This is a genomic window from Polaribacter gangjinensis (assembly GCF_038024125.1).
In the GTDB taxonomy this organism is placed as follows: Bacteria; Bacteroidota; Bacteroidia; order Flavobacteriales; family Flavobacteriaceae; genus Polaribacter; species Polaribacter gangjinensis.
Window position 1 is genome coordinate 2591278 of sequence record NZ_CP150662.1, and the last position, 22509, is coordinate 2613786.

Below are 22509 nucleotides of genomic sequence, written 5' to 3' on the forward strand. Positions count from 1 at the left end.
AGATTTCTAATTAAAATCTTGACGCAAATTTATTGTATTTTAGAGGAAGTTTTACAAAAACTTGACTTTAAATTGCTTCGATAATGGCTACAAAATCTTCAGCAACCAAAGATGCACCTCCAATTAAACCACCATCGACATCTGGTTTTGAAAAAATTTCTTCGGCATTTGATGCTTTTACACTTCCTCCGTATAAAATGGAAACAGAATCAGCTGTTTCTTGACCAAACTTTTTAGCCAATACATTTCTAACAAAAGCATGCATTTCTTGCGCTTGATCTGGAGTCGCAGTTTCACCTGTTCCAATTGCCCAAACAGGTTCATAAGCTAAAATGATATTTTTAAAATCAGCAGCCTTTAAGTGAAACAAAGTGTTTTTTAATTGGCTTCCTACTTCTAACAAGTGGTTGTCTAATTTTCTTTGCTCCAATAATTCACCAAAACAAAATATTACTTCTAAATCGTTTGCCAATGCAGCATCAATTTTTCTAGCGATTAATTCATCATCTTCACCAAAATATTGTCTTCTTTCAGAATGACCAAGAATTACTGTTTTTACACCAATTGATTGCAACATTTCTGCGGATATTTCTCCTGTAAAAGCACCATTTTTTGCTTGATGCATATTTTGCGCAGCCACTTCAATTTTTGAATCTTTGGCACTTTTGATTGCTCCAACTAGATTTACAAACGATGGAGCAACAATAACTCTCGCATTATTTAACTCTAAATCAGCAATCGATTTTTTTACTTTTCGGATAAGCTGGCTCGTTTCTTTAACGCCATTATTCATTTTCCAATTTCCAGCGACTATTTTTTTTCTCATAATTATACTATTTGAAATGATATGTAAAGTTATAAAATTGATGCCAACATCGGTTGTAGATTTTAAAATACTTACTAAAACGATGTATTAATTCGTTTTTATTGTCGCTAAAATGCGTTCATCAGTAATTTTTGTGGCTTTAAAAAGTGAAATACTTCCTTTTTCATCTACAATAATGTATCTAGGAATCCAACGTAAATTTAAAAAATCGACCAAATCTCCATTTTTCATTCCTTTGGGTAGGTTATAATGTTCACCTAAAATTTGAAAACGTTCAATTCCTTTTCTCCAACCCAATGAGTTTTCATCTACAGAAATGTTTAAAAATATCACTGATGGATATGATTTTTGAATCTTTTTCAATTCAGGTAACCCTTTAATACAATCAGCACACCAAGAAGCCCAAACATTGATAAGCACCTTTTTTCCTTGATATTTTTCGATGATTTCTTTGAATAAAACAGTTTCATTTTGGATGCTAATCAAATTTTCGTTTAGTGCTTTTTCAGAAAATTTTGTGGGAGTTTCAAAGGAGCAACTTGTTAAAAAAAGTAGTAATATTATGCTGTATTTTTTCATTTTTTGTGATGATTTGAATGTTTTTGTCTTTTTTAAATAGGATTACTTACATCATTGAGTGCAAATAAAATACAAAATAAGTACTTTTGCAGTGCTTAACTATAATCAATGACGACAAAAGAGCTTGAAATTCAAATACGCCAAAAAAAATCATTTTTATGCATTGGTTTGGATGTTGATTTGCATAAAATTCCATCACATTTATTAACTTTTGATGATCCAATTTTCGAATTTAACAAAAGCATTATTGATGCAACGCATCATTTGTGTGTGGCTTATAAACCCAATACGGCTTTTTATGAAGCTTATGGAATTAAAGGATGGCAATCTCTAAAAAAAACAATAGATTATTTGAACGAGTTTTATCCTGAATTTTACACCATTGCTGACGCAAAACGTGGTGATATAGGAAATACATCAAGCATGTATGCAAAAGCTTTTTTTGAAGATTTAGGGTTTGATTCTGTGACAGTTGCACCTTATATGGGGAAAGATTCTGTGGAACCATTTTTAGCATTTCCAGACAAACATACTATTTTGTTAGCACTTACCTCTAATGAGGGTGCTTTTGATTTTCAAACAAAGAAAATTGATAAAAATGAATTGTATAAACAGGTTTTAGAAACTTCAAAAACTTGGAAAAATTCAGAAAACCTAATGTATGTTGTTGGTGCAACAAAAGCTGATTATTTCAAAGAAATCAGAAAAATAGTTCCAAACTCATTTTTATTGGTTCCAGGAGTTGGGGCTCAAGGTGGCAAATTAGAAGATGTTTGTGAATTTGGTTTGAATTCACAAATTGGATTGCTAATCAATTCTTCACGCGAAATCATCTATGCTTCTTCAGGAAAAGATTTTGCTGAAAAGGCACAAGAACAAGCTATAAGATTACAGTTAGCAATGGAAAAAATATTGAGTTAGGGATTTTGGCAAAAAATATTATAAACTAAGTTCTCTATCTAGATAATTTACTTGATTTAATTTTTCTTTTAATTTCATTGCTTTAAAAGCTGCCAAATCACTTTTACTCTCATCTTCAAAACTGTAGCTACATGACATTTCTAAAAGTTTTACATATCTTTCTTGGAGATGTTTTTTGTAGCTTTTTAATTGACGTAAATGAGACATTTTGAGTATATATTAGTCTCTAAATATACATAAAATATTTTATGTTTTACGATTTATTTCAAATAAATTATTCAAAATCAAAAAGATAGTTTTTTGTTTAGTTCTTTATGATTTTAAAGTTCTTAGAAAAACTGCCAGATTGAATATTAAGTACATAAAATCCATCTTTTAAAAAAGATACATCAATACTATTTTTTGAAGCTTGTTGATTAAAAGAATGTACTTTTTTTCCAGTTAAATCATAAATAGCACCTTGATAAGCGTCAGTAAGATTCGCAAATTGTATTTCTAATTGGTTATGAACTGGATTTGGAAAAATCTTAATGTTTTTATCTTTAAGAGTATTGTCATTAATTCCTAAACTAGCTGTTTGATACACTCTTACATAATCAATTTCCATAGCACTTTCAGTAAATGAACTGGTTACATTTGGTAACATTGCAACATTAAAAAGCAAATATTGTGGAGCATCATAAGGCCAATTTTGAATATTTTTAGGCGAAGGTTCATAGGTGTAATGTACAATGTCATCTACACTAAAAACCATTTTATTAGCATCCCAATAAAGGGTATATGTATGAAACTCAGTAGACGCATTTGCAATCATTCTACCCCCTTTATTGATTGTTCCTCCAAAACTTGATCTATTGTGTAAAGCGCTTTGTACAAAGTTTTGATTATCTCCCCAATGTTCTATAATGTCAATTTCTCCACAATCTGGCCAAGGAGTTGTTCCATGAGTTGCTGCAAAATAACCTCCTGTTTCAGTAATATTTTGGCCTAACATCCAAAGAGCTGGAAAAGTACCAACTCCAAAAGGCATTTTGGCTCTAATTTCAACTTTACCATAGGTAAAAGCATATTTAGAGTTGAGTCTTGCCGATGTAAAATTCTTGGTAACATTATTAAATGTGTAATTTTCTCTTTTAGCTACAATTTTTAATGTCCCATTGCTTTGGTAAGAATTATCTGTTCTGTCTGTGTAATGTTGAATTTCTCCATTTGCCCAAGTAGTTCCTCCAATAATAGGTATTACTTGATGATGCCATTTTGCTGCATCAATTGCCCCATTTCCATCAAATTCATCAGACCAAACTAAGGTGTCAAAGTTAATGTCGGTGTTATTGTTATTGCTTTCTGGAAGTGTACCATCGTATAAAAAATCATCAATAAAAGCAATTACTTGATCTGTGTTATTTTCACCATTTACTTGTAATAAAACTCTGTTGAAATCGGTTCTATTAGTTGGAATTGGAGAATTTGAATCTAGATTTATATAGGTGTCATTTTTAAAATCAAACGTTACTGTTTGCCAAGTATTCAAAGAAATTGTTTTGATAATCTCTGATTGTGTTGACCAAGGAGCATTAATTTTATTATTCTGTAATTTTAATGAAATTTGATTGGTTTGATTTCCTGTGATGCCACTTGAAGGCACATAAATTTTAAGAGAAAAAGTGTGTTTTTCTGATAAATCGAAATTTTTAGGAACATCAAATTTCACATTGGCATACTGTCCTCCATTATCTTGATATCTTAAAACGGTATTTGAAGTATTGATTCCTGTTTTAAAAGGATTTGCAAATGAAGCATTGATTGTGGTGGCATCTGCATCCCAAGATGAAATGGTGCCATTTCCCTCAAAATCATCTTCCACTTTTTCCTGTGAAAATAAAGAAATTGAAAAAACTAGAAGAAAAGTAGTAATGATTTTTTGCATAATTTGAATTTTAATTTTTCAAATATAAAGGTTTAATAAGTAAAACTTAAGAAAGCAACCTATACTTTACCCAAACAAACCAATGTTTTAACGTTCTTTTTTGAAAGTAATACACTCATTTTATAAAAGAGTCTGTTTTTTTATCATATCCAAAAGGGCAATGTTTACAGCCGCTTTTGCAACAATAGCCTCTTTTTAGGTGGTATTTTTCTGTAAAAACTTTAAAACCTTCATCATTTAGATAAAAGTCATCATCTTCTAATTCAATTCTGGGTCTAAACATGTTGCAAAAATAGATGATTTATCGAAATTGCAAACGCTTGTCTTTGATTGAATTTATGCGCAACACTTTATAATCTAGTATATAATTTTGATACAAACGCCAAGGAAATTGGGTTCCTTGCTTTGGTAATATATTTTTTGCTCTGTGAATATATCCAGAATCTAAGTTGATCAATGGCAATTCGCCTAAAGAATCTTCAATTATAGAGGCTTTAAAACTTTTAAAATTATTTTTATCCATATACTTCAACACTCTCGAAATATATTCGCTTGTCAAATCGCTTTTCAACGTCCATGAAGCATTGGTGTATCCTGCAAAAATGAAAAAATTAGGTAGCTCACTAAGCATCAAACCTTTGTAAACAAATTGTTGTGTAATGTCAAAATCAACTGAATCAATTTTGATTTTTGCGCCTCCAAAAGGCAATAATTGCAAACCTGTGGCACTGATAACAATATCTGCTTCTAAGGTTTTACCAGAACTTAATTGGATGCCGTTTTCTACAAAAGTATCGATAGTATCGGTTTCAACAAAAGCTTTTCCTTTTTTGATGGCTTTGAAAAAATCACCATCAGGCACCAAACAAAAACGCTTATTCCAAGGATTATAATTAGGAGAAAAATGAGTGTCTACAGGAAAATCTCCCAATTGTTTTTTGATACCTTTTAAGATAAACTTTTTCATGGTTTCAGGATATTTTCGGCAGAGATTGTAAAAAATCATGTCAGCCAAAATATTTTTTGCCCTTACAAACATGTGCGCAATCTTTTTGGGGAATATTTTTTTTATGGTTTTTGCAATTTTATCTTTATTAGGTAAAGCTGCAATATAGGTTGGCGAACGTTGCAACATGGTTACTTTTTCAACAGCATTCGCAATTGCGGGTACAATTGTTACAGCAGTAGCTCCACTACCAATAACAACAACTTTTTTATTGGTATAATCAATACTTTGATCCCATTTTTGTGGATGAAAAAAAGCTCCTTTAAAATCGGCTAATCCTTTAAAATCAGGTGTATATCCGTTGTCATAATTGTAATATCCACTGCAATTGAAAATAAATTGAGCAGTAAAATACTGTTCGCTTTTTGTGGTTGGATGAATTGTTGTAACCGTCCATAATTGCTTGGTAGTATCAAAATTATAGGAAATTACTTTTTGATTGAATTCAATATGTTCTTTGACCTTATATTCTTTAGATGCTTCGTTTAAATAGCTTAAAATGGATGGAGCATCAGCAAATGATTTGTCATCATTCCAAGTTTTAAAAGAGTAACCAAATGTGTACATATCTGAATCTGAACGAATTCCAGGGTATTTAAACAAGCTCCAAGTGCCACCAATTTCTTCTCTAGCTTCTAAAATTTTGTATGTCTTTGTGGGATTTTTGCGATGTAAATGACAAGCAGCTCCAATTCCAGATAATCCTGCACCAATAATAATGATATCGTAATTCATTGTAGTCAGTTATTTTTTGTTGACATTTCTCTTTTTCTCATAGGCATTCCATCAATAATAGCAAACAATTTTTCTGTTGATAAATTCGTTGTTTGCGCCAATTTGATTCCGCCATCCAAACCAATTAACCAAATTTTAAAATTGGCTTTTTTAGGATTGAATTTGGTAAAAAGTTCGCTCGAATTTCTCCAAGTGCTTTCAAAATTAAAGAGAAAATCAGTTTTTGTAAAACTGTAAACGACCAATTTTCGATCTTTCAATTCATTGTTTTCTTTTTCTAGTAAAGATATTTGTTGCTGATAATCAGCACTATTTTTATCCTCAGTAAATATCAATAAAACCCTGTTTTTCCAGAGATGATTTTCCATAGTTTGACCGAATAAAACTTGATTACAAACTAATACAATGAAAAATAAAAGTCGCATCAATAATTTTGATTATTCTGTTGCTTTTTTAAAAGCATTTTCTCCACCAACAACTGGAATTTTTAAAATTGTTCCAGACAAATCAATTGTCAATTCAGTACCTGGTTTTGGCAATAAAGTGTATTCGCTATCGCTTGAAAAAATTAGCAAACCAATTTGTTGTCCTTTTTTAATGATTTGATCATCAGGCTGAAAGTCAAAAGTCATTTCATAAAATTTACCAACTTTTAAGGGTTGACTTTTAGAAATTGATTGATAATTCTGCAAATCTGCCCAACCACGAGTGATGATATTATCCGTAATTTTTGAGCCTCTTCCTTCATTCCAAGGTAATGAAACCAAATACACAGATAAATTTACAGCAGCTTTTGAACTTGCTGCTTTTACAGTAATTGATGCCAAACCTGAAATGTGTAGGTCTTCTTTTAAAATGGGACTCACATACAACAAACGATGATTGGTTTCATCCGCTTTTGCTAATGATTCTGCTGAAAATGAATAATTGTCCACCAACGTTTCTTTGCTTTTATCATTGGAATTATTGATAGATAAACTTCCTACTTTTGGAGCTCCTTTTCCAAGATAAAAAGTCAAATTTTCTGCATCCGGATTTGGATAATTTTTATAAGAAGTTGGATTGTCCATTTTGTCATTTTCTCTTACAATCCAGGCTTTTGGATCGTTTTCAACACCATTTTCTATGCCATGTAAATAACGTGTAAACCAACGATTCATCATCGAAATTGGAGGTGGACCTCCATGACCATTTTGGTGATAAAAAATCTGAGTTGGCAAGCCCATTTCAGAGGCTTTTTTATAGATTCTATAGCTGTGCTCTGGCATTACATTCCAATCATTAAAACCATGAGACATCAATAAAGCTGCTTTCATAGGTTGCATTTGATTCAAATAATCACGACCAGCCCAAAAATCATTGTAATCTCCTGTAATTCTATCCATTCCATTTGCCATTTCAGTATCTCGAATTACTTTGTTGTTTTTTGCTCTGTTTTCTTCTTTTCCACTGTGAATAAAATCGTACAACACATCAATATCTTCGCCTAAATATCCTCCAGGAGAACGCACCAAACCATTGGAACGATAATAATGATAATAGGAAGTATTTGGAGCAACAGGAATAATTGCTTCTAAACCTTCAACGCCAGTAGTTGCAGCTGCTAACGGAATTGTTCCGTTATAAGAAGTACCTGTCATTCCTACTTTTCCTGTTGACCAAAAAGCGGTTACTTCTTCAGTTCCTTCTCTTGATGTAAATCCTTTTGCACGTCCATTTAGCCAATCAATCACAGCTTTGGGAGCTAAAGATTCGTTTTTGCCACCCACAGTTGGAGCGCCATCAGACAAACCTGTTCCTGGCGAAGAAGAGTGTACCACAATATACCCTCTTGGGACCCAAGTTTTAACCTGCGAATTTGAAATGATTGGACGTTCACCTCTTCTTTGCACTTCTACATGCGTTCGTGGTTTTGGTTTTGCACCCAATTCGTGCTTCACTTCCCAAAATAATCCAGGAGCATCTCCTGCAGTTCCAGCATAATACGGACTTGATTCATATACTACAGGCAATTTCAAACCTTCTGTTTCTGTTTGAAAAGGTCTTGTTACGTCTACATGCATTCTGTCTAATTTTCCATCACCATCAGAATCAAAAGTGGTTTCTACCCACAAATCATGACGAATCCATTTTTCAGGAGTGTTAAAAGCTGCTACAATTTGCGCTTCACCATCTTTAAAAATGGGTGTTGCTTTTTCTTGTGCTTTTACTGAAAAAGTAAGAAGAAATAAAACGAGTAATTGAATATTATTTTTCATTTGGTGGTGTTATTTTAAAACTGAAAATTCTATAGATGAATCTGTAAAAACAGTATGCGTTTGGGTTTTGAAATCTTTTTCTTCGGCTTTGTAAATATTATCTACATAGGTTTGCGGATTCAAATCGATCAATGGAAACCAAGTACTTTGAACTTGAATTTGCACTTTGTGTCCTTTTTTAAACGTGTGGAAAACATCTTGCAATTTGATGTTTACAGCCGTTTTTTTGTTTGGAATGAAAGGCTCAGGAAACTCAAAACTATTTCTAAAACGACCTCTCATCACTTCACTACGAACCATCAAATGGTAGTTGCTCATTTTTAAGTGATCCTGCATTTTGTCGTTATTTTCTTCAGCATCTGCAGGATGTACATCAATTACTTTTACAATCCAATCTGCGGCAGTTCCTGTAGTGGCAACGTTTAGCTTTGCTAAAATATCTCCAGCCAACGTAAAATCTTGGGTTAAAACATCGGTTTCAAAAACCAACACATCAGGCCTTCTTGCGGCAAAACGTTGATCATCTGTCATGTATTTTCTAGGTGTAAAGACCGTTTTGATGTCTTCAGAATAAGGAACAGGACGTTTGATGTCGCTGATAAATGAAATGCCTTTTGTTTCTTTTTGGGTAGCTGTCAATTCTTGATTGTCAGATAAAAACCAATTTTCTTTCACTACATTTTTAGGTGGCCAAACATCATACGATTTCCATTCTTTTTTACCAGAATCATACACGTAGGCTTCAGGCAACCCTGAATTTTTATCTCCTTTTCCTTTTAAGAAATGATGAAAAAATCGGGTTTCGATTTCTTTCTGAAATTTCAAAGAAATAGAGTCTCCAAAATAGTAATTTCCGACAGCATTTTTTACTGAATTTCTTGCCCATCCTCCATGATCCCAAGGACCAAAAACTAGTGTATTGTAATTGTTTTTGCCATATTTTTCAATGGCTTTGTAGGTTTCTAAAGGACCGTATAAATCTTCGGCATCAAACCAACCACCTACAATCATGGTTGCTACTGATGATGGAACTTTGTTTAAATGCTGAATGATGCCTTTGCTTTGCCAAACGGAATCGTAGTTTGGATGCTCTACAATTTCTTTCCAGAAAAAATCATCGATTTTATCTTTTGCAGTTGCTGAACTTACATCCAATTTTTCATATTGAAAATATTCGTTTAGGTTTTTTAAAGGTCCTTTGTCTAAGAAAAATTGATATTGATCTTGGGTTTTTAAATCAGGTGTTGAATACCAAGCTGTGTCAGTTGGCGTGTCTTTATAGGTGCCAAATAACGAAATCGCTCTAAAATAACTCAATAAAAATGCCCCATTGTGATGAAAATCATCAAAGAAAAAATCGCCAATACAGGCTTGTGGTGATGCTGCTTTTAACGCAGGATGTGCATCAATGGCTGATATTGTCGCATAATGTCCAGGATAAGAAATTCCCCATGTACCCACATTTCCATTGTTGTTTTCTACATTTTTTACCAACCAATCAATAGTGTCATACGTATCTGAAACTTCATCTGATTCATTCGCTTTTTTATTGGGTAAATACGCACGCATGTTGTCATATACTCCTTCACTCATCCAACGTCCACGAACATCTTGATATACAATAATATACCCATCTTTCATCAAATGCTCATTGGGTCCAATTTTGGTTTTTAATTTTCCTTCGCCATAAGGTGCTGAACTGTAGGGAGTTCTTTGCATCAAAATGGGATATGTTTTGCTTTTGTCTTTTGGTGAATAAATGGTGGTATGCAGTTTGATACCATCTCTCATCACAATATCAACCTCAGTTTTGATATAATTATCAGCAACAAAAGTGTCTTTTTCAGGAGTTTTTTCAGCGCTTTTTGTGCAAGAAAATAAAAGTGAAATTCCGATAATGGAAATTAAAAAATATTTTTTCATGAGTGTAGTTTGATTTTGTAGCTCATAAAACTACAAAACAAAAAAGAGTTTTTGAAGAAATGTTATGTTAATTTCAATTGCATCATTTTTTCTACATGGGATGATTTTTTACTCTCATCAGAAAAATCGATGCAAGGAATGTGGATGTTCTTAAATTTGCTTTATTTTTGCAACCAATTATGAATACAAAAAAACTACAATTAACAGACTGGTTACCAACAACCAACAAAGAAGTAAAGCTTCGAGGTTGGGATGAATTGGACGTAATTTTATTCAGTGGAGATGCTTATGTTGATCATCCTTCTTTTGGACCTGCTGTAATTGGACGTATTTTAGAAAGTTATGGTTTGCGAGTAGCCATAGTACCACAACCCAATGTGAATGACAATTTGCAAGATTTTGAAAAACTAGGCAAACCGCGTTTGTTTTTCGCAGCAACTGGTGGCTGTATGGATCCGATGGTTAGCAATTATACCGCAAGCAAAAAACGACGTGACAAAGATGCATACACTCCTAATGGCGATATTGGTTTTAGACCCGATTATGCAACTACAGTGTATTGCAATATTTTAAAAGAAAAATTTCCTGAGGTGCCTATTTTAATTGGTGGTATTGAAGCTTCTTTGAGACGTGTAACGCATTATGATTATTGGTCAGACAAGTTGATGCCAACCATTTTAGAAACCTCAAAAGCAGATATGTTGGTGTATGGAATGGGAGAGCAGCCTTTACGTGAAATTGTTACGTTGTTGCAAAAAGGCGTTCCTTTTTCGAGTTTAAAAAACATCAAACAAACAGCACTTTTAATCAATCCAAAGGAAGAAAAAATTCCGGTGGTAAATGATTGGGAAGATGTAGAAATCAGTTCGCACGAAGTTTGTTTAAAAGATAAAAAAGCCTACGCTTCTAATTTTAAAGTGGTTGAGCAAGAATCAAACAAGCTGAAAGCGAGACGTATTTTTCAGAAAGTTGGCAATAAAATGCTGATGATCAATCCGCCTTTTCCAACAATGACAGAAGCAGAAATTGATGGCTCTTTTGATTTGCCTTACACACGTTTGCCACATCCAAAATATGACAAACGCGGACCAATTCCTGCGTATGAAATGATTAAATTCTCTATCAATATTCACAGAGGATGTTTTGGCGGATGTAGTTTTTGTACCATTTCTGCACATCAAGGAAAATTTATTGCCAGCAGAAGTCAGGAATCTATTTTAAGAGAAGTTGATAAAGTGGCAAATATGCCTGACTTTAAAGGCTATCTTTCTGATATTGGAGGACCCTCAGCCAACATGTACAAAATGAAAGGAAAAGTGCAAGAAATTTGCGACAAATGTGTGGCTCCTTCTTGTATTTCGCCTGTAATTTGTTCTAATTTAGATACTTCACACAAACCTTTAACGGAGTTGTATCAAGCAGTGGACAAACATCCAAAAGTAAAAAAATCGTTTATTGGTAGTGGCATTCGTCATGACATGTTAGTGCCAGAATTCAATAAAAATGCCGATCCAAAAGAATTGGATGCTTATACAGAAGAGGTGATGACCAAACACGTTTCTGGTCGATTGAAAGTTGCGCCAGAGCATACTTCTGATAATGTGTTGAAATTGATGCGTAAACCCTCATTTACGTATTTTCATAAGTTTAAAGAACGTTTTGATCGCATCAACATCAAGAATAAATTGAACTTGCAATTGATTCCGTATTTTATTTCCAGTCACCCTGCAAGTGAATTGGAAGACATGGCAAATTTGGCTGCTGAAACCAAGAATATGGGCTTTCAATTGGAGCAAGTGCAAGGTTTTACGCCAACTCCAATGACTGTAGCTACTGTAATTTATTACTCTGGTTATCATCCATATACGCTAAAAGAAGTGCCTACTCCAAGAACCAAAAAGGAAAAAGAAGACCAACACAAATTCTTTTTTTGGTACAAAAAAGAAAACAAAGATTGGATTCGCAATACACTTCAAAAAGTAGGCAGAAACGATTTATTACAAGTGTTATTACCTGAAAACAACTCTTGGAAAAAGAACAAAACGACTCATAAAACTGCGCAACACACTTTTGATGATGCGATTCCTTTCAACAAACGTAAGAAAGTAAAACGCTTTTCGGGTAAGAAAAAGTAATCTTTTCTAGACTTGAACTTCTATTTCAAATCTAGAAAAATACCACCATTAATGGATGGATTTGCATATATAATTCTTCCAGAAAGTGCGCTTGTATAATTCAGAGTTACTCCGAGTTTTTTTGTGATATAATAGGCAGTTTCACCACCAATAGCTACATATTCAATGTTGTTGGCAAAAATACTTCCTTGCGAATTTTGTGCCGTTAAAGTTCCGTTTTGTAAAGAGTTTACGCTGTGCAATCTGCCTAAAATCCAAAGTTTATCAAAAAGTTTTATTCCTGATTCAAATCCGAATTGCAATTCATCCGAAAAACCTTGTGTCCTGTTATTAAATCCAATGAATGCTTTTGCGTAGCTTGGTTTTTGAAATAATTGATAGGAAATTCCAGCATCAAGCGTAAGTAATTGGTTGAATTCTCCATCTCCAGTTTGGTAACTTCCATCACTTCCACCAGCATCTTTTCCAGTAGGTAATCCAAATTTAAGCGTTGTTGAAACGGATAAATTCTTTTTCTTGAATACTAAATGTCTCAATCCAATATCCAAATCTCCAAAAGCATTCAACGATTCTCCTGGCTGAAGCACATTTCCTGTAATGCCCGAAACTTGTGCATTTTGATAAATTCTAGTAAAAAAAGGAATATAGGTAATGATATCCAATTTGTTTGTCAAACCATATTCGCCATACAAACTCAATGTAAAATTTCCACGAGTGGCATTTGGGTCAATTTCGCCAGTATTGGTATAATGTTGGTCTGCAACTAACGACCAAGCAGCCAATTTGTAATACGCTTTTCCTTTGCCATTGGTCCATTGAGAAAAACTTTGCTGAAACATGAGCATACATCCTACTGCAAAAACTACCTGTATTTGTTTCATATATTTTATTTATCTATGATTTGAGCTTTTCCTGTCAAAATAGCAAAGGGTCTGCACCATTGTACCAAATATTTATAGTCATTCAATCCCACATTTGATATATTGTAGGTAAATGCACCAGTATAATGCGCGCCATCAGCATCATCATAGGCATCAATTTGCAATGCGCTTGCTAATGAATTTGGATTGTTTGTTAAGAATAAGGCAAAACCAGGCAAACTAGTGTCAGCCACATAATTGCTAGCCAATTCAATTTTGATGCCGGTTGAAGTTTTTGTAATTTCAAAATCGCCAGCAGCTTTGTAAGAAGTTGTTTTTGAAAAGGTTCCTTTTTTAGGATTGTCAATAATAATGGAGTTATTTGCAACTACTTCAATTGTTTGGGAGTCAGTTAAATCTCCCATTTTTCCAGTAGCTTTTGCAGTGATGATTGCTGTTCCTTCTGAGTTTGCTATGACACTTGATGTTGTTGCATCTATTGATAAAACACTTGGGTTTGAACTGCTCCAAATAAAAGTGTTGTTTTCTAGTTCGCCAACATTATTAAAAAATGACGCTTCTAAAGTTGCTATTTCTCCCACTTTTAGAGTAGTAAAACTACTGATGATTCTCACTTCTTCTGCAACTGAATCATCAATGATGTCTTCTTCAATACACGCAGAAAATGCCAAAACACTGAAAAGCACTACAATTTTTAATTTTTTCATGATTGCCCAATTTTAGTAATATCTCTAAAGTCGAGATTCGTTTGGCATCATTACATTGAATATACTAATTTAATAAATCCAGTTTTAATTTGCTCTTTCCTATTTACCCTCTAATTATATGTTACTGTTTTTTATCTGAAAATTATAATTACACCACCTACAATAAGAAAAATGATAATACCCCAACTATTAATGTTACTCAAATTTGTAAATATATTTATGTTATTATCCTTTTCCTTAAATAGCTTTATAAACATATATACAAAACCAATTACAACCATTAAAATACCCGTATAAAAATCACCTGACATAATTATTGTTAGTAAAAGAGTTTATTACAAATGATTTACCCGATAGCGAAGATTTTTAATCCTTACACACAACGATTTTTAAATTCGAGCAATCGGGTGTTCTGCTTTTTGTCATTCTGTTTTTTTAAAAAAAAATATGCTTACGTTTTACGTGTATAGAAAGTTGCGATTTTGACAAAGAGGAATTTCAAACGGAAATTCTGAAGTTGGCAAAGAAGCAACAACCTTTGGTAAAGCTAAAAATAGCAATTTTTTATACACGTTTATGTAAAACGTTTTTTATTTTCCAAATCCAATGTTCGGTTTTTCTTGTTTTATGCTTTGCTTTAATTCCGTATATTTTTGTTCAAATTCATCTTTCGAAATTGCATCAATTGATTTTAACCATTTAAAATTATTCAGTTGACTTTCATAACTCAAATTTTCATCAACAATCGCATAATTCTCTTTTAAAAATTCATTTCTTGATTTCATTAATTCAGACAAAAATTGGTCAGTTGCAGTTTTACTTGGAATATTCTTGTGAATATAAATGTAACTGTCATTTGTAAGCCTTATTTTCCAAAAATCTTGTTTAGACAAATAGTAAATTACCAAAAATGCAACTCCAATTCCAGCCCAAATTAGTCCAGCAAATTTTTCTCCAGTTCCACCTCTAAATAGACTTATTTGTGTTGCAATTGCAATTAAAAAAAATACACCAGCAGCCATTAATAAAATATTATTAGTTGATTTTTGAGAAACTTTTTCTCCGTTCAAATTTTCAAATGGAATATCAATTTCATTTCCATTTCCGAATTTTGAGATAGTATAAAATAATTTTGAGTCCGTAATTCTTAATTCACGTTTTACAAAGTTCTTGTTCTGTATTAATTCTCTCATTTTTTCACAAATGTTTTACAAAGGGTTAATAAACGCAAGTTTATGTGACTTTTTAAAATTATTTAAACTCACAATTTCTCTCCACCAAAATAACTCTTTTTTTTAAAATCAATCCAATTATTTCATTTTATTTGCTAACTTTACTTTTCTTAGAAACAAGCCCTGCTTGGGTTGTATGGCAACTTAACCTTCTTCTTTGTTGAGGTTTCATTTTAAAATACTAGTACTTTTCCAAAAATAATGTAGTATATTGCAATAAATTATCTAGATAATTCATGCAAATAATCTAGATAATTTGTTTCAAAGCTGTGCTGCAATGATTTCAAAGCTGCTCTGCAATGGTTTAAAAGCAGTGCTTCAATGACATGAAAGCAGTGCTGCAATTTTTAGTACACTTTACAATAATACATTACATCATCAATATATCAATCATACACATGGCATTGCAATACAGAGTTACCAAACGAACCAATAGTATACAAAACAAAAAAGAACAATTTATCATGCAAGCCATTCACACAGGCATTGTAGATGCTGATACCATGAGTAGGGCAATTAGCAATGAGTGTACCTTGCATGAAGCAGATATCAAAGCTGTTTTGGTGGCTTTGGGCAAAAAACTAGATTTTTATCTTTCTGATGGTAAAGTGGTGGATTTAGAATTTATTGGGAAATTTAAAATCGGATTTCAGTGCAAAGCAGTTGATGAAGCCGAAACTTTATCGCCTACAAAACATATTAAAAAGTTTCATATCAATTATCAGCCTTCTAAAAAATTAAAACAAGCTTTAAGAGTAGGATACAAAGTCAGAAAAGAAAAAGCTTCTTAAAAAAATAGCGACTGTCTTGTTTCTAGTTGAGGTTTGTTTTTTTTTAAGTACATTTAAAAACTTAAATTGATTTTTTATGAAAATTCAGCAGTTCTTCTTAATAATTCTTTTTTTATCCATCACAAATGTATTCTCTCAAGAAAATTATGTAGGTGATGGCCCTTTCAATCAGCTAATTATTAGAGGTGTTACCTTAATTAATGGAGATGGAGCGCCACCAGTTGGCCCTGTTGATATTGTGGTTGAAAACAACAAAATTGTTGCCATTGAAGTAGTGGGTTTTCCTGGAGTAGCAATCAATCAAAATAATCGTCCCAAATTGAAAAATGGGGGCAAAGAATTGGATGGAACTGGTATGTATTTATTGCCAGGATTTGTAGATATGCATGGTCATATAGGTGGCAATGCGCAAGGAGCCAGCCCTGAATATGTATTTAAATTGTGGATGGCGCACGGAATTACTACCATAAGACAACCAAGTGGAAGATCGGTTGCCGAAGTCAACGATTTGAAACTGAAAAGCGAAAAAAATGAAATTGTTGCCCCTAGAATTTTTGGCTATACTGGTTTTGGACAAGGTGCTAAAAGTCCGATTTCAACCAAAGAACAAGCCATAGCTTGGGTGAGAGAAAATGCCAAAAAAGGCGCAGATGGAATCAAGTTTTTTGGTGCTGAACCAGAAATAATGAAAGCTGCTTTAGAAGAAAATAAAAAGTTGGGTTTGGGCTCAGCCTGTCATCACGCGCAATTGAGTGTGGCACGTTGGAATGTATTGCATTCTGCAAGAGCAGGTTTAACATCTATGGAACATTGGTATGGTTTGCCAGAAGCCTTGTTTGAAGATAAAACCGTTCAAAACTATCCTTTAGATTACAATTATCAGAATGAACAACATCGTTTTGAAGAAGCAGGAAAATTGTGGGAACAAGCTGCAAAACCCTATTCTAAACATTGGTATTCAGTGATGAATGAATTGATTTCATTGGATTTTACGATAGTCCCAACTTTCAATATTTATGAGGCTAGTAGAGATTTGCACAAAGCCAGAAGAGCAGAATGGCATGAAGATTATACGTTGCCCTCTTTGTGGAAATTTTATGAACCAAGCAAAGTTTCACACGGGTCTTATTGGCACGATTGGGGAACTGAACAAGAAGTTGCTTGGAAAAAAAATTATCAATTATGGATGACTTTTATCAATGAATATAAAAATAAAGGAGGAAGAGTTACCACAGGTTCTGATTCAGGATTCATTTATCAATTGTATGGATTTGCCTACATACGTGAGTTGGAATTGTTGCGCGAAGCAGGTTTTCATCCGTTAGAAATTATACGTTCAGCCACTTTAAATGGTGCAGAAGCATTGGGTTGGGCAGATAAAATAGGTTCAGTACAAATCGGAAAATTGGCAGATTTTGTAATTGTTGAAGAAAATCCATTGCAGAATTTAAAAGTGTTGTATGGAACAGGAGCAGTTCGTTTAACAGCAGATAATCAAGTAGTAAGAGTTGGAGGTGTAAAATACACCATCAAAGACGGCGTTATTTACGACGCAAAAAAATTATTGGCGGATGTAAAGAAAATGGTGGATGCTGAGAAAACCAAGCTGAATTGGAAATTAAAACAGCCTGGTTTTCAAGATTAATTTTTATACCAAATATTTTTTAAAAAACGCAATCGTTCTTTCCCAAGACAAATCAGCAGCAGCCTTGTCAAATCTTGGCGTGGAATTGTTGTGAAATCCGTGGTTTACATTAGGATAAAAATGTGCTTCGTACACACTGTTATTTTCTTTCAATACTTTCTCAAAAGCTGGCCAACCTGCATTCACTCTTTTGTCTAAATCTGCATAATGCAATAACAAAGGCGTTTTTATTTTTTTGGCATCTTCATCAGAAGCTTGTCTGCCATAATAAGGCACAGCCGCTTTTAAATCAGGGATTTTTACAGCCATCATGTTGGATATCCATCCACCAAAACAGAATCCAACAACCCCAATTTTCCCATTGCAATTCGGATGTTTTTTCAAATATTCAAATGCAGCAATAAAATCTTCCAACATTTCTTGTTGATTTCTTTTGCTTTGCATGGCTCTTCCATCATCATCATTACCAGGATAACCACCTAAAGGCGATAAGGCATCTGGAGCTAAAGAAATGAAATTTTCAATAGCAGCTCTTCTGCATACATCTTCAATATACGGGTTCAAACCACGATTTTCATGCACCACAATGATTCCCGGTAATTTGTTTTTGGCATCTTTTGACATGGAAAGTAATCCTTTAATAGTGCCTCCACCTTTGGGAGAATCATAAGAGATATAGCCTGAATTCAACCTTGGATCATCCGTTTTTATCAATAAGTTTTCAATATAATTTGGAGAAATAAAACTCAACAAAGCTGGCAATGTAATAGCACCCACTGCAAAAAGTGATAGTTTTTCTAAAAATTCTTTTCGCGTAATTTTATTGTGTGCATAGTCATCATACAAATCAAAAACCTCTTGACTGATGTCTTCTTTGGTAAGTTGTTTCATGGGAGTTATTTTAAGGTTTCAAGATACACTTTTTTTGAATTGGATGAAAAAAATGTAAGACACGAATTTCAAGAATCAAAATTTCTACTTTGTGTGTTTTGTAACTCCTTTGTGAACCTCTGTGACTTCCCTGTCTGTGGCAGGCAGGTTTGTGTCACTTTGTGTAATAGCTGTAACACAAAATACGCAAAGAAGACACAAAAAACACAAAGAGTTCATTATATAAATGTATTTTTTTGATATTCAAATTTATATATCAAACTCTAGTTAATTACATATTTCTTCGGTATTGACCCCCCACTTCAAACAAGGCATCTGTAATTTGTCCTAGAGAACAAATTTTGGTAATTTCCATCAATTTTTCAAATAAGTTTTCATTTTGAATGGCAGCTTCTTGCATAGAAGTCAACTGTTTTTGAGCCGTTTTTTCAAAAGCTTTATTCAGGTTTTTTTTGGTTTTTATTTGATATTGCTTTTCAGTTTCTGTAGCTCTGATGACTTCTGCAGGCAACACTGTAGGCGATCCTTTGGAACTTAAAAAAGTATTGACACCAATAATTGGAAACTCGCCATTGTGTTTCAACGTTTCGTAATATAAACTTTCTTCCTGAATTTTTGAACGTTGATACATGGTTTCCATAGCGCCTAAAACGCCACCTCTTTCTGTGATTTTATCGAATTCTTGCAAAACAGCTTCTTCCACTAAATCTGTCAATTCTTCAATAATGAATGCGCCTTGAATCGGATTTTCATTTTTTGCCAAACCTAATTCTTTGTTGATAATCAATTGAATGGCCATAGCTCTTCTTACAGATTCTTCAGTTGGAGTGGTAATTGCCTCATCATACGCATTGGTATGTAACGAATTGCAATTGTCATAGATGGCATACAAAGCTTGCAAGGTTGTTCTGATATCATTGAAATCAATTTCTTGTGCATGTAATGAACGTCCAGAAGTTTGAATATGATATTTCAACATTTGCGCTCTTTCATTGGCTCCGTATTTATATTTTAAGGCTTTTGCCCAAATTTTACGAGCCACTCTTCCAATTACTGCATATTCTGGGTCAATTCCATTTGAAAAGAAAAAGGATAAATTAGGTCCAAATTTGTTGATGTCCATGCCACGTGACAAATAATACTCAACATAGGTAAATCCATTTGCCAATGTAAAAGCCAATTGCGTTATAGGGTTTGCGCCAGCTTCCGCAATATGATATCCAGAAATTGAAACCGAATAAAAATTACGCACCTGTTTTTCAATAAAATATTCTTGCACATCACCCATCAAACGCAATGCAAATTCCGTAGAAAAAATACAGGTATTTTGAGCTTGATCTTCTTTTAAAATATCCGCTTGAACGGTTCCTCTAACTTGTGCTAAAGTTTCTTTTTTGATGGTTTCATATACGTCTTTTGGCAATACCAAATCTCCAGTAACGCCCAAAAGCAGCAATCCTAAACCATTATTTCCTTCAGGTAAATCACCTTGATATGTTGGTCTTTCTAAATCGTTGTCATCGTAAATTTCTTTCAGTTTCGCATCAACCAAATGTTCTAATTGATGTTCTTTGATGTATTTTTCACAATTTTGATCAATGGCAGCATTCATAAAAAATCCTAACAACATAGGAGCAGGGCCATTGATGGTCATGGATACAGAAGTCATTGGATGACTTAAATCAAAACCAGAATACAATTTTTTAGCATCATCCAAACAGCAAATAGAAACTCCTGCATTTCCGATTTTTCCATAAATATCAGGTCTGTGACCAGGATCATTTCCATAAAGAGTTACCGAATCAAAAGCGGTTGATAAGCGTTTGGCGTCCATTCCTAAACTCACATAATGAAAACGTCTGTTGGTTCTTTCAGGGCCACCTTCGCCTGCAAACATTCGTGTTGGGTCTTCTCCAGTTCTTTTAAAAGGATACAAACCTGCTGTAAAAGGAAATTCTCCAGGAACATTTTCTTGTAAATTCCAACGTAAAATATCGCCCCAAGCTTGGTATTTTGGCAAAGCCACTTTTGGAATCGCTGATTGTGATAACGATTTGGAATGTGTTTCAATATTGATTTCTTTGTCGCGAACTTTAAACGTGTACAAAGGATTTTTATAACGTTGAACTTTCTCTGACCAATTTAATATAAGTTCCCAATTTAGGGGATCTAAATTGAGTTTTACTTTGTCAAATTGCGCCAATAAAAGTTTGATAAATTCTTTGTCATTCTGAGCTTGTCTTAGAATCTCATCTTCATCCAATCCAGTTTTAATAAGAAGAGATTGCTTCGTTTCACTCGCAATGACAGAAAGTATCGTTTGATAAATGCCATATAATTTTTGAGCAACCACAACTTGGTCAGTTACTTTGTGGTCATAGGTTCTATTATTTTCGGCAATTTCAGATAAATAACGCACTCTACTTGGCGGAATTACAAAGATTTTTTCAGACATTTCTTTGGTGATTTTCATCTGAGATTTTAAATCTGCATTTGTTTTTTCAACCAATTTGTCCATGATGGCTTTGTACAACGCATTCATGCCAGGATCATTGAATTGCGATGCAATGGTACCAAAAATAGGCAAATCATCCATAGGAGTTTCCCACAAATTATGATTGCGCATGTATTGTTTTTTTACATCACGCAAGGCATCTAAAGCGCCTCTTTTATCAAATTTATTGATGGCAACCAAATCTGCAAAATCCAACATATCAATTTTTTCTAATTGAGTTGCAGCACCAAATTCGGGGGTCATCACATACAAAGAAGTATCAGAATGTTCGATAATTTCGGTATCAGATTGCCCAATTCCCGAAGTTTCTAAAATGATCAAATCAAATGCAGCCGCTTTCAATACTTGCACAGCTTCATGTACATATTTAGACAATGCCAAATTCGATTGACGCGTTGCCAAAGAACGCATGTAAACTCTAGGATTGTCAATTGCGTTCATGCGAATTCTATCGCCTAAAAGTGCACCACCTGTTTTTCTTTTTGACGGATCAACAGAAATAATTCCGATGGTTTTTTCAGGAAAATCAATCAAAAATCTTCGAACCAATTCATCAACCAAACTACTTTTTCCTGCGCCACCTGTACCTGTAATTCCGAGAATAGGAGAAGTCACACCCAAACTTAAAGAGGGGGAGTTCCAATCTTTATTAAAAATTTTATGAAAATCTTCCTGATTATTTTCTGCTAAAGAAATTAATCGTGCAATGGTGTTTACATCTTTATTTTTTAGGTTTTCTAAAACCTTCTCACTGCCTAATGCAATCAACCAATCTCCATCTTCATTACAAACTTTTCTATCATTTTTTGATTCTGATGAGAGTTCCTTCCCTTTGGGAAGGCTAGGATGGGCTTCTTCAGCTTTTTGTACCAAATCATTAATCATTCCTTGTAAACCCATTTCACGACCATCATCAGGTGCGTAAATTCTGGTAATTCCATAATCCATCAATTCTTTAATTTCTTCAGGAAGAATTACACCTCCACCACCACCAAAAATTTTGATGTGACCTGCACCTTTTTCTTGCAATAAATCGTACATGAATTTGAAATATTCATTGTGTCCACCTTGATAAGAAGTCATAGCAATGGCATTTACATCTTCTTGGATGGCGCAATTCACAACTTCTTCTACACTTCTGTCATGTCCTAAATGAATGACTTCCACGCCTGTAGCTTGAATAATTCTGCGCATGATATTGATAGCTGCATCATGACCATCAAATAGTGAAGCTGCAGTTACAATTCTTACTTTATGTTTGGGATTGTAAGGTAGTATTTGTTCCATTCGTAAAAAAAGTGTAAATTTAGGCTTGCAATTTACAGAATTTTCAAAAAATTATCACAATTATTATTGATTACTAACTGTTAATTTAATGACAAAGATTTTACATTGTTTTTTAGATTCTTAGCTATTTTTTATCTTTACAATACATTTTTCAATGGAATATTTATCAAGTAAATGGCATGCTTATTGATGATTTTTCATCAAATATTCTTGTTAAAAAAACGAATAATAATCGTCATTAAAATACATA

General features: G+C 33.5%; 18 protein-coding genes. 4 read left to right on the forward strand and 14 right to left on the reverse strand.

The genetic code is table 11. The annotated features are described in order from the left end of the window. Nucleotides 1-67: 67 nt before the first annotated feature. Nucleotides 68-826 (reverse strand): triose-phosphate isomerase, encoded by a 759-nt coding sequence (tpiA, locus tag WHA43_RS11400; protein WP_105047163.1) that lies wholly within the window; start codon nt 824-826, stop codon nt 68-70. Nucleotides 827-913: 87 nt separating this feature from the next. After that, on the reverse strand, nt 914-1405 hold the full coding sequence (locus WHA43_RS11405; protein WP_105047164.1) for a TlpA family protein disulfide reductase: 492 nt from the start codon (nt 1403-1405) through the stop codon (nt 914-916). Between the two features lie 108 nt (nt 1406-1513). Here WHA43_RS11405 and pyrF point away from each other — a divergent pair, with 108 nt between their 5' ends. Continuing rightward, entirely contained in the window at nt 1514-2326 is an 813-nt protein-coding gene (pyrF, locus tag WHA43_RS11410) for an orotidine-5'-phosphate decarboxylase (RefSeq protein ID WP_105047165.1), read from the forward strand. 18 nt (nt 2327-2344) lie between these two features. On the opposite strand, the gene WHA43_RS11415 is transcribed toward pyrF, so the two are convergent. From WHA43_RS11415 to WHA43_RS11445, 7 genes are all read right to left on the reverse strand, one after another. Beyond that, entirely contained in the window at nt 2345-2533 is a 189-nt protein-coding gene (locus WHA43_RS11415; protein WP_105047166.1) for a hypothetical protein, read from the reverse strand. A 97-nt stretch (nt 2534-2630) separates the two neighbouring features. After that, the gene (locus WHA43_RS11420) at nt 2631-4253 is read right to left on the reverse strand and encodes a family 16 glycosylhydrolase (RefSeq protein ID WP_105047167.1); all 1623 of its coding nucleotides are present in this window, start codon (nt 4251-4253) and stop codon (nt 2631-2633) included. Between the two features lie 115 nt (nt 4254-4368). Continuing rightward, entirely contained in the window at nt 4369-4536 is a 168-nt protein-coding gene (locus tag WHA43_RS11425) for a DUF5522 domain-containing protein (RefSeq protein WP_170039616.1), read from the reverse strand. Nucleotides 4537-4554: 18 nt separating this feature from the next. After that, nucleotides 4555-5994, reverse strand: coding sequence for a flavin-containing monooxygenase (locus WHA43_RS11430; RefSeq protein WP_105047168.1), 1440 nt, complete (start codon nt 5992-5994; stop codon nt 4555-4557). Nucleotides 5995-5999: 5 nt separating this feature from the next. After that, nucleotides 6000-6362 carry a DUF4174 domain-containing protein gene (locus tag WHA43_RS11435; protein ID WP_170039619.1) on the reverse strand — a complete coding sequence of 121 codons (363 nt, stop codon included), beginning with the start codon at nt 6360-6362 and terminating at the stop codon, nt 6000-6002. 69 nt (nt 6363-6431) lie between these two features. Continuing rightward, nucleotides 6432-8252 carry a Xaa-Pro dipeptidyl-peptidase gene (locus WHA43_RS11440; protein ID WP_105047170.1) on the reverse strand — a complete coding sequence of 607 codons (1821 nt, stop codon included), beginning with the start codon at nt 8250-8252 and terminating at the stop codon, nt 6432-6434. Nucleotides 8253-8261: 9 nt separating this feature from the next. Then, nucleotides 8262-10175 (reverse strand): CocE/NonD family hydrolase, encoded by a 1914-nt coding sequence (locus WHA43_RS11445; protein WP_105047171.1) that lies wholly within the window; start codon nt 10173-10175, stop codon nt 8262-8264. A gap of 179 nt (nt 10176-10354) precedes the next feature. Here WHA43_RS11445 and WHA43_RS11450 point away from each other — a divergent pair, with 179 nt between their 5' ends. Then, a complete protein-coding gene (locus WHA43_RS11450; protein ID WP_105047390.1) occupies nt 10355-12310 on the forward strand; it encodes a YgiQ family radical SAM protein in 1956 nt (651 codons plus the stop codon). Between the two features lie 20 nt (nt 12311-12330). On the opposite strand, the gene WHA43_RS11455 is transcribed toward WHA43_RS11450, so the two are convergent. From WHA43_RS11455 to WHA43_RS11465, 3 genes are all read right to left on the reverse strand, one after another. Beyond that, on the reverse strand, nt 12331-13191 hold the full coding sequence (locus tag WHA43_RS11455) for a transporter (protein WP_146104923.1): 861 nt from the start codon (nt 13189-13191) through the stop codon (nt 12331-12333). 5 nt (nt 13192-13196) lie between these two features. Continuing rightward, a complete protein-coding gene (locus tag WHA43_RS11460; protein WP_105047173.1) occupies nt 13197-13898 on the reverse strand; it encodes an Ig-like domain-containing protein in 702 nt (233 codons plus the stop codon). A gap of 590 nt (nt 13899-14488) precedes the next feature. Continuing rightward, entirely contained in the window at nt 14489-15091 is a 603-nt protein-coding gene (locus WHA43_RS11465; protein WP_105047175.1) for a hypothetical protein, read from the reverse strand. Nucleotides 15092-15456: 365 nt separating this feature from the next. Between WHA43_RS11465 and WHA43_RS11470 the strand changes: the two genes are divergently transcribed. Together WHA43_RS11470 and WHA43_RS11475 are read left to right on the forward strand one after the other, a co-directional pair. Next, a complete protein-coding gene (locus WHA43_RS11470) occupies nt 15457-15921 on the forward strand; it encodes an HU family DNA-binding protein (protein ID WP_226742898.1) in 465 nt (154 codons plus the stop codon). A 76-nt stretch (nt 15922-15997) separates the two neighbouring features. Further along, nucleotides 15998-17566: an amidohydrolase family protein gene (locus WHA43_RS11475; protein WP_105047177.1), complete on the forward strand. Its 1569-nt coding sequence runs from the start codon at nt 15998-16000 to the stop codon at nt 17564-17566. 3 nt (nt 17567-17569) lie between these two features. Here WHA43_RS11475 and WHA43_RS11480 read toward each other — a convergent pair whose 3' ends face one another. Both WHA43_RS11480 and WHA43_RS11485 read right to left on the reverse strand, forming a co-directional pair. After that, a complete protein-coding gene (locus tag WHA43_RS11480) occupies nt 17570-18457 on the reverse strand; it encodes a dienelactone hydrolase family protein (protein ID WP_105047178.1) in 888 nt (295 codons plus the stop codon). 271 nt (nt 18458-18728) lie between these two features. Then, nucleotides 18729-22259, reverse strand: a complete 3531-nt coding sequence (locus WHA43_RS11485) for a methylmalonyl-CoA mutase family protein (protein WP_105047179.1) — start codon at nt 22257-22259, stop codon at nt 18729-18731. Between the last annotated feature and the right edge of the window lie 250 nt (nt 22260-22509).

What these genes read in the sequence shown, in the direction of transcription:
- tpiA (WP_105047163.1), bottom strand. Translation starts at nt 826, where the DNA reads ATGAGAAAAAAAATAGTCGCTGGAAATTGGAAAATGAATAATGGCGTT.
- WHA43_RS11405 (WP_105047164.1), bottom strand. Translation starts at nt 1,405, where the DNA reads ATGAAAAAATACAGCATAATATTACTACTTTTTTTAACAAGTTGCTCC.
- pyrF (WP_105047165.1), top strand. Translation starts at nt 1,514, where the DNA reads ATGACGACAAAAGAGCTTGAAATTCAAATACGCCAAAAAAAATCATTT.
- WHA43_RS11415 (WP_105047166.1), bottom strand. Translation starts at nt 2,533, where the DNA reads ATGTCTCATTTACGTCAATTAAAAAGCTACAAAAAACATCTCCAAGAA.
- WHA43_RS11420 (WP_105047167.1), bottom strand. Translation starts at nt 4,253, where the DNA reads ATGCAAAAAATCATTACTACTTTTCTTCTAGTTTTTTCAATTTCTTTA.
- WHA43_RS11425 (WP_170039616.1), bottom strand. Translation starts at nt 4,536, where the DNA reads ATGTTTAGACCCAGAATTGAATTAGAAGATGATGACTTTTATCTAAAT.
- WHA43_RS11430 (WP_105047168.1), bottom strand. Translation starts at nt 5,994, where the DNA reads ATGAATTACGATATCATTATTATTGGTGCAGGATTATCTGGAATTGGA.
- WHA43_RS11435 (WP_170039619.1), bottom strand. Translation starts at nt 6,362, where the DNA reads ATGGAAAATCATCTCTGGAAAAACAGGGTTTTATTGATATTTACTGAG.
- WHA43_RS11440 (WP_105047170.1), bottom strand. Translation starts at nt 8,252, where the DNA reads ATGAAAAATAATATTCAATTACTCGTTTTATTTCTTCTTACTTTTTCA.
- WHA43_RS11445 (WP_105047171.1), bottom strand. Translation starts at nt 10,175, where the DNA reads ATGAAAAAATATTTTTTAATTTCCATTATCGGAATTTCACTTTTATTT.
- WHA43_RS11450 (WP_105047390.1), top strand. Translation starts at nt 10,355, where the DNA reads ATGAATACAAAAAAACTACAATTAACAGACTGGTTACCAACAACCAAC.
- WHA43_RS11455 (WP_146104923.1), bottom strand. Translation starts at nt 13,191, where the DNA reads ATGAAACAAATACAGGTAGTTTTTGCAGTAGGATGTATGCTCATGTTT.
- WHA43_RS11460 (WP_105047173.1), bottom strand. Translation starts at nt 13,898, where the DNA reads ATGAAAAAATTAAAAATTGTAGTGCTTTTCAGTGTTTTGGCATTTTCT.
- WHA43_RS11465 (WP_105047175.1), bottom strand. Translation starts at nt 15,091, where the DNA reads ATGAGAGAATTAATACAGAACAAGAACTTTGTAAAACGTGAATTAAGA.
- WHA43_RS11470 (WP_226742898.1), top strand. Translation starts at nt 15,457, where the DNA reads ATGAAAGCAGTGCTGCAATTTTTAGTACACTTTACAATAATACATTAC.
- WHA43_RS11475 (WP_105047177.1), top strand. Translation starts at nt 15,998, where the DNA reads ATGAAAATTCAGCAGTTCTTCTTAATAATTCTTTTTTTATCCATCACA.
- WHA43_RS11480 (WP_105047178.1), bottom strand. Translation starts at nt 18,457, where the DNA reads ATGAAACAACTTACCAAAGAAGACATCAGTCAAGAGGTTTTTGATTTG.
- WHA43_RS11485 (WP_105047179.1), bottom strand. Translation starts at nt 22,259, where the DNA reads ATGGAACAAATACTACCTTACAATCCCAAACATAAAGTAAGAATTGTA.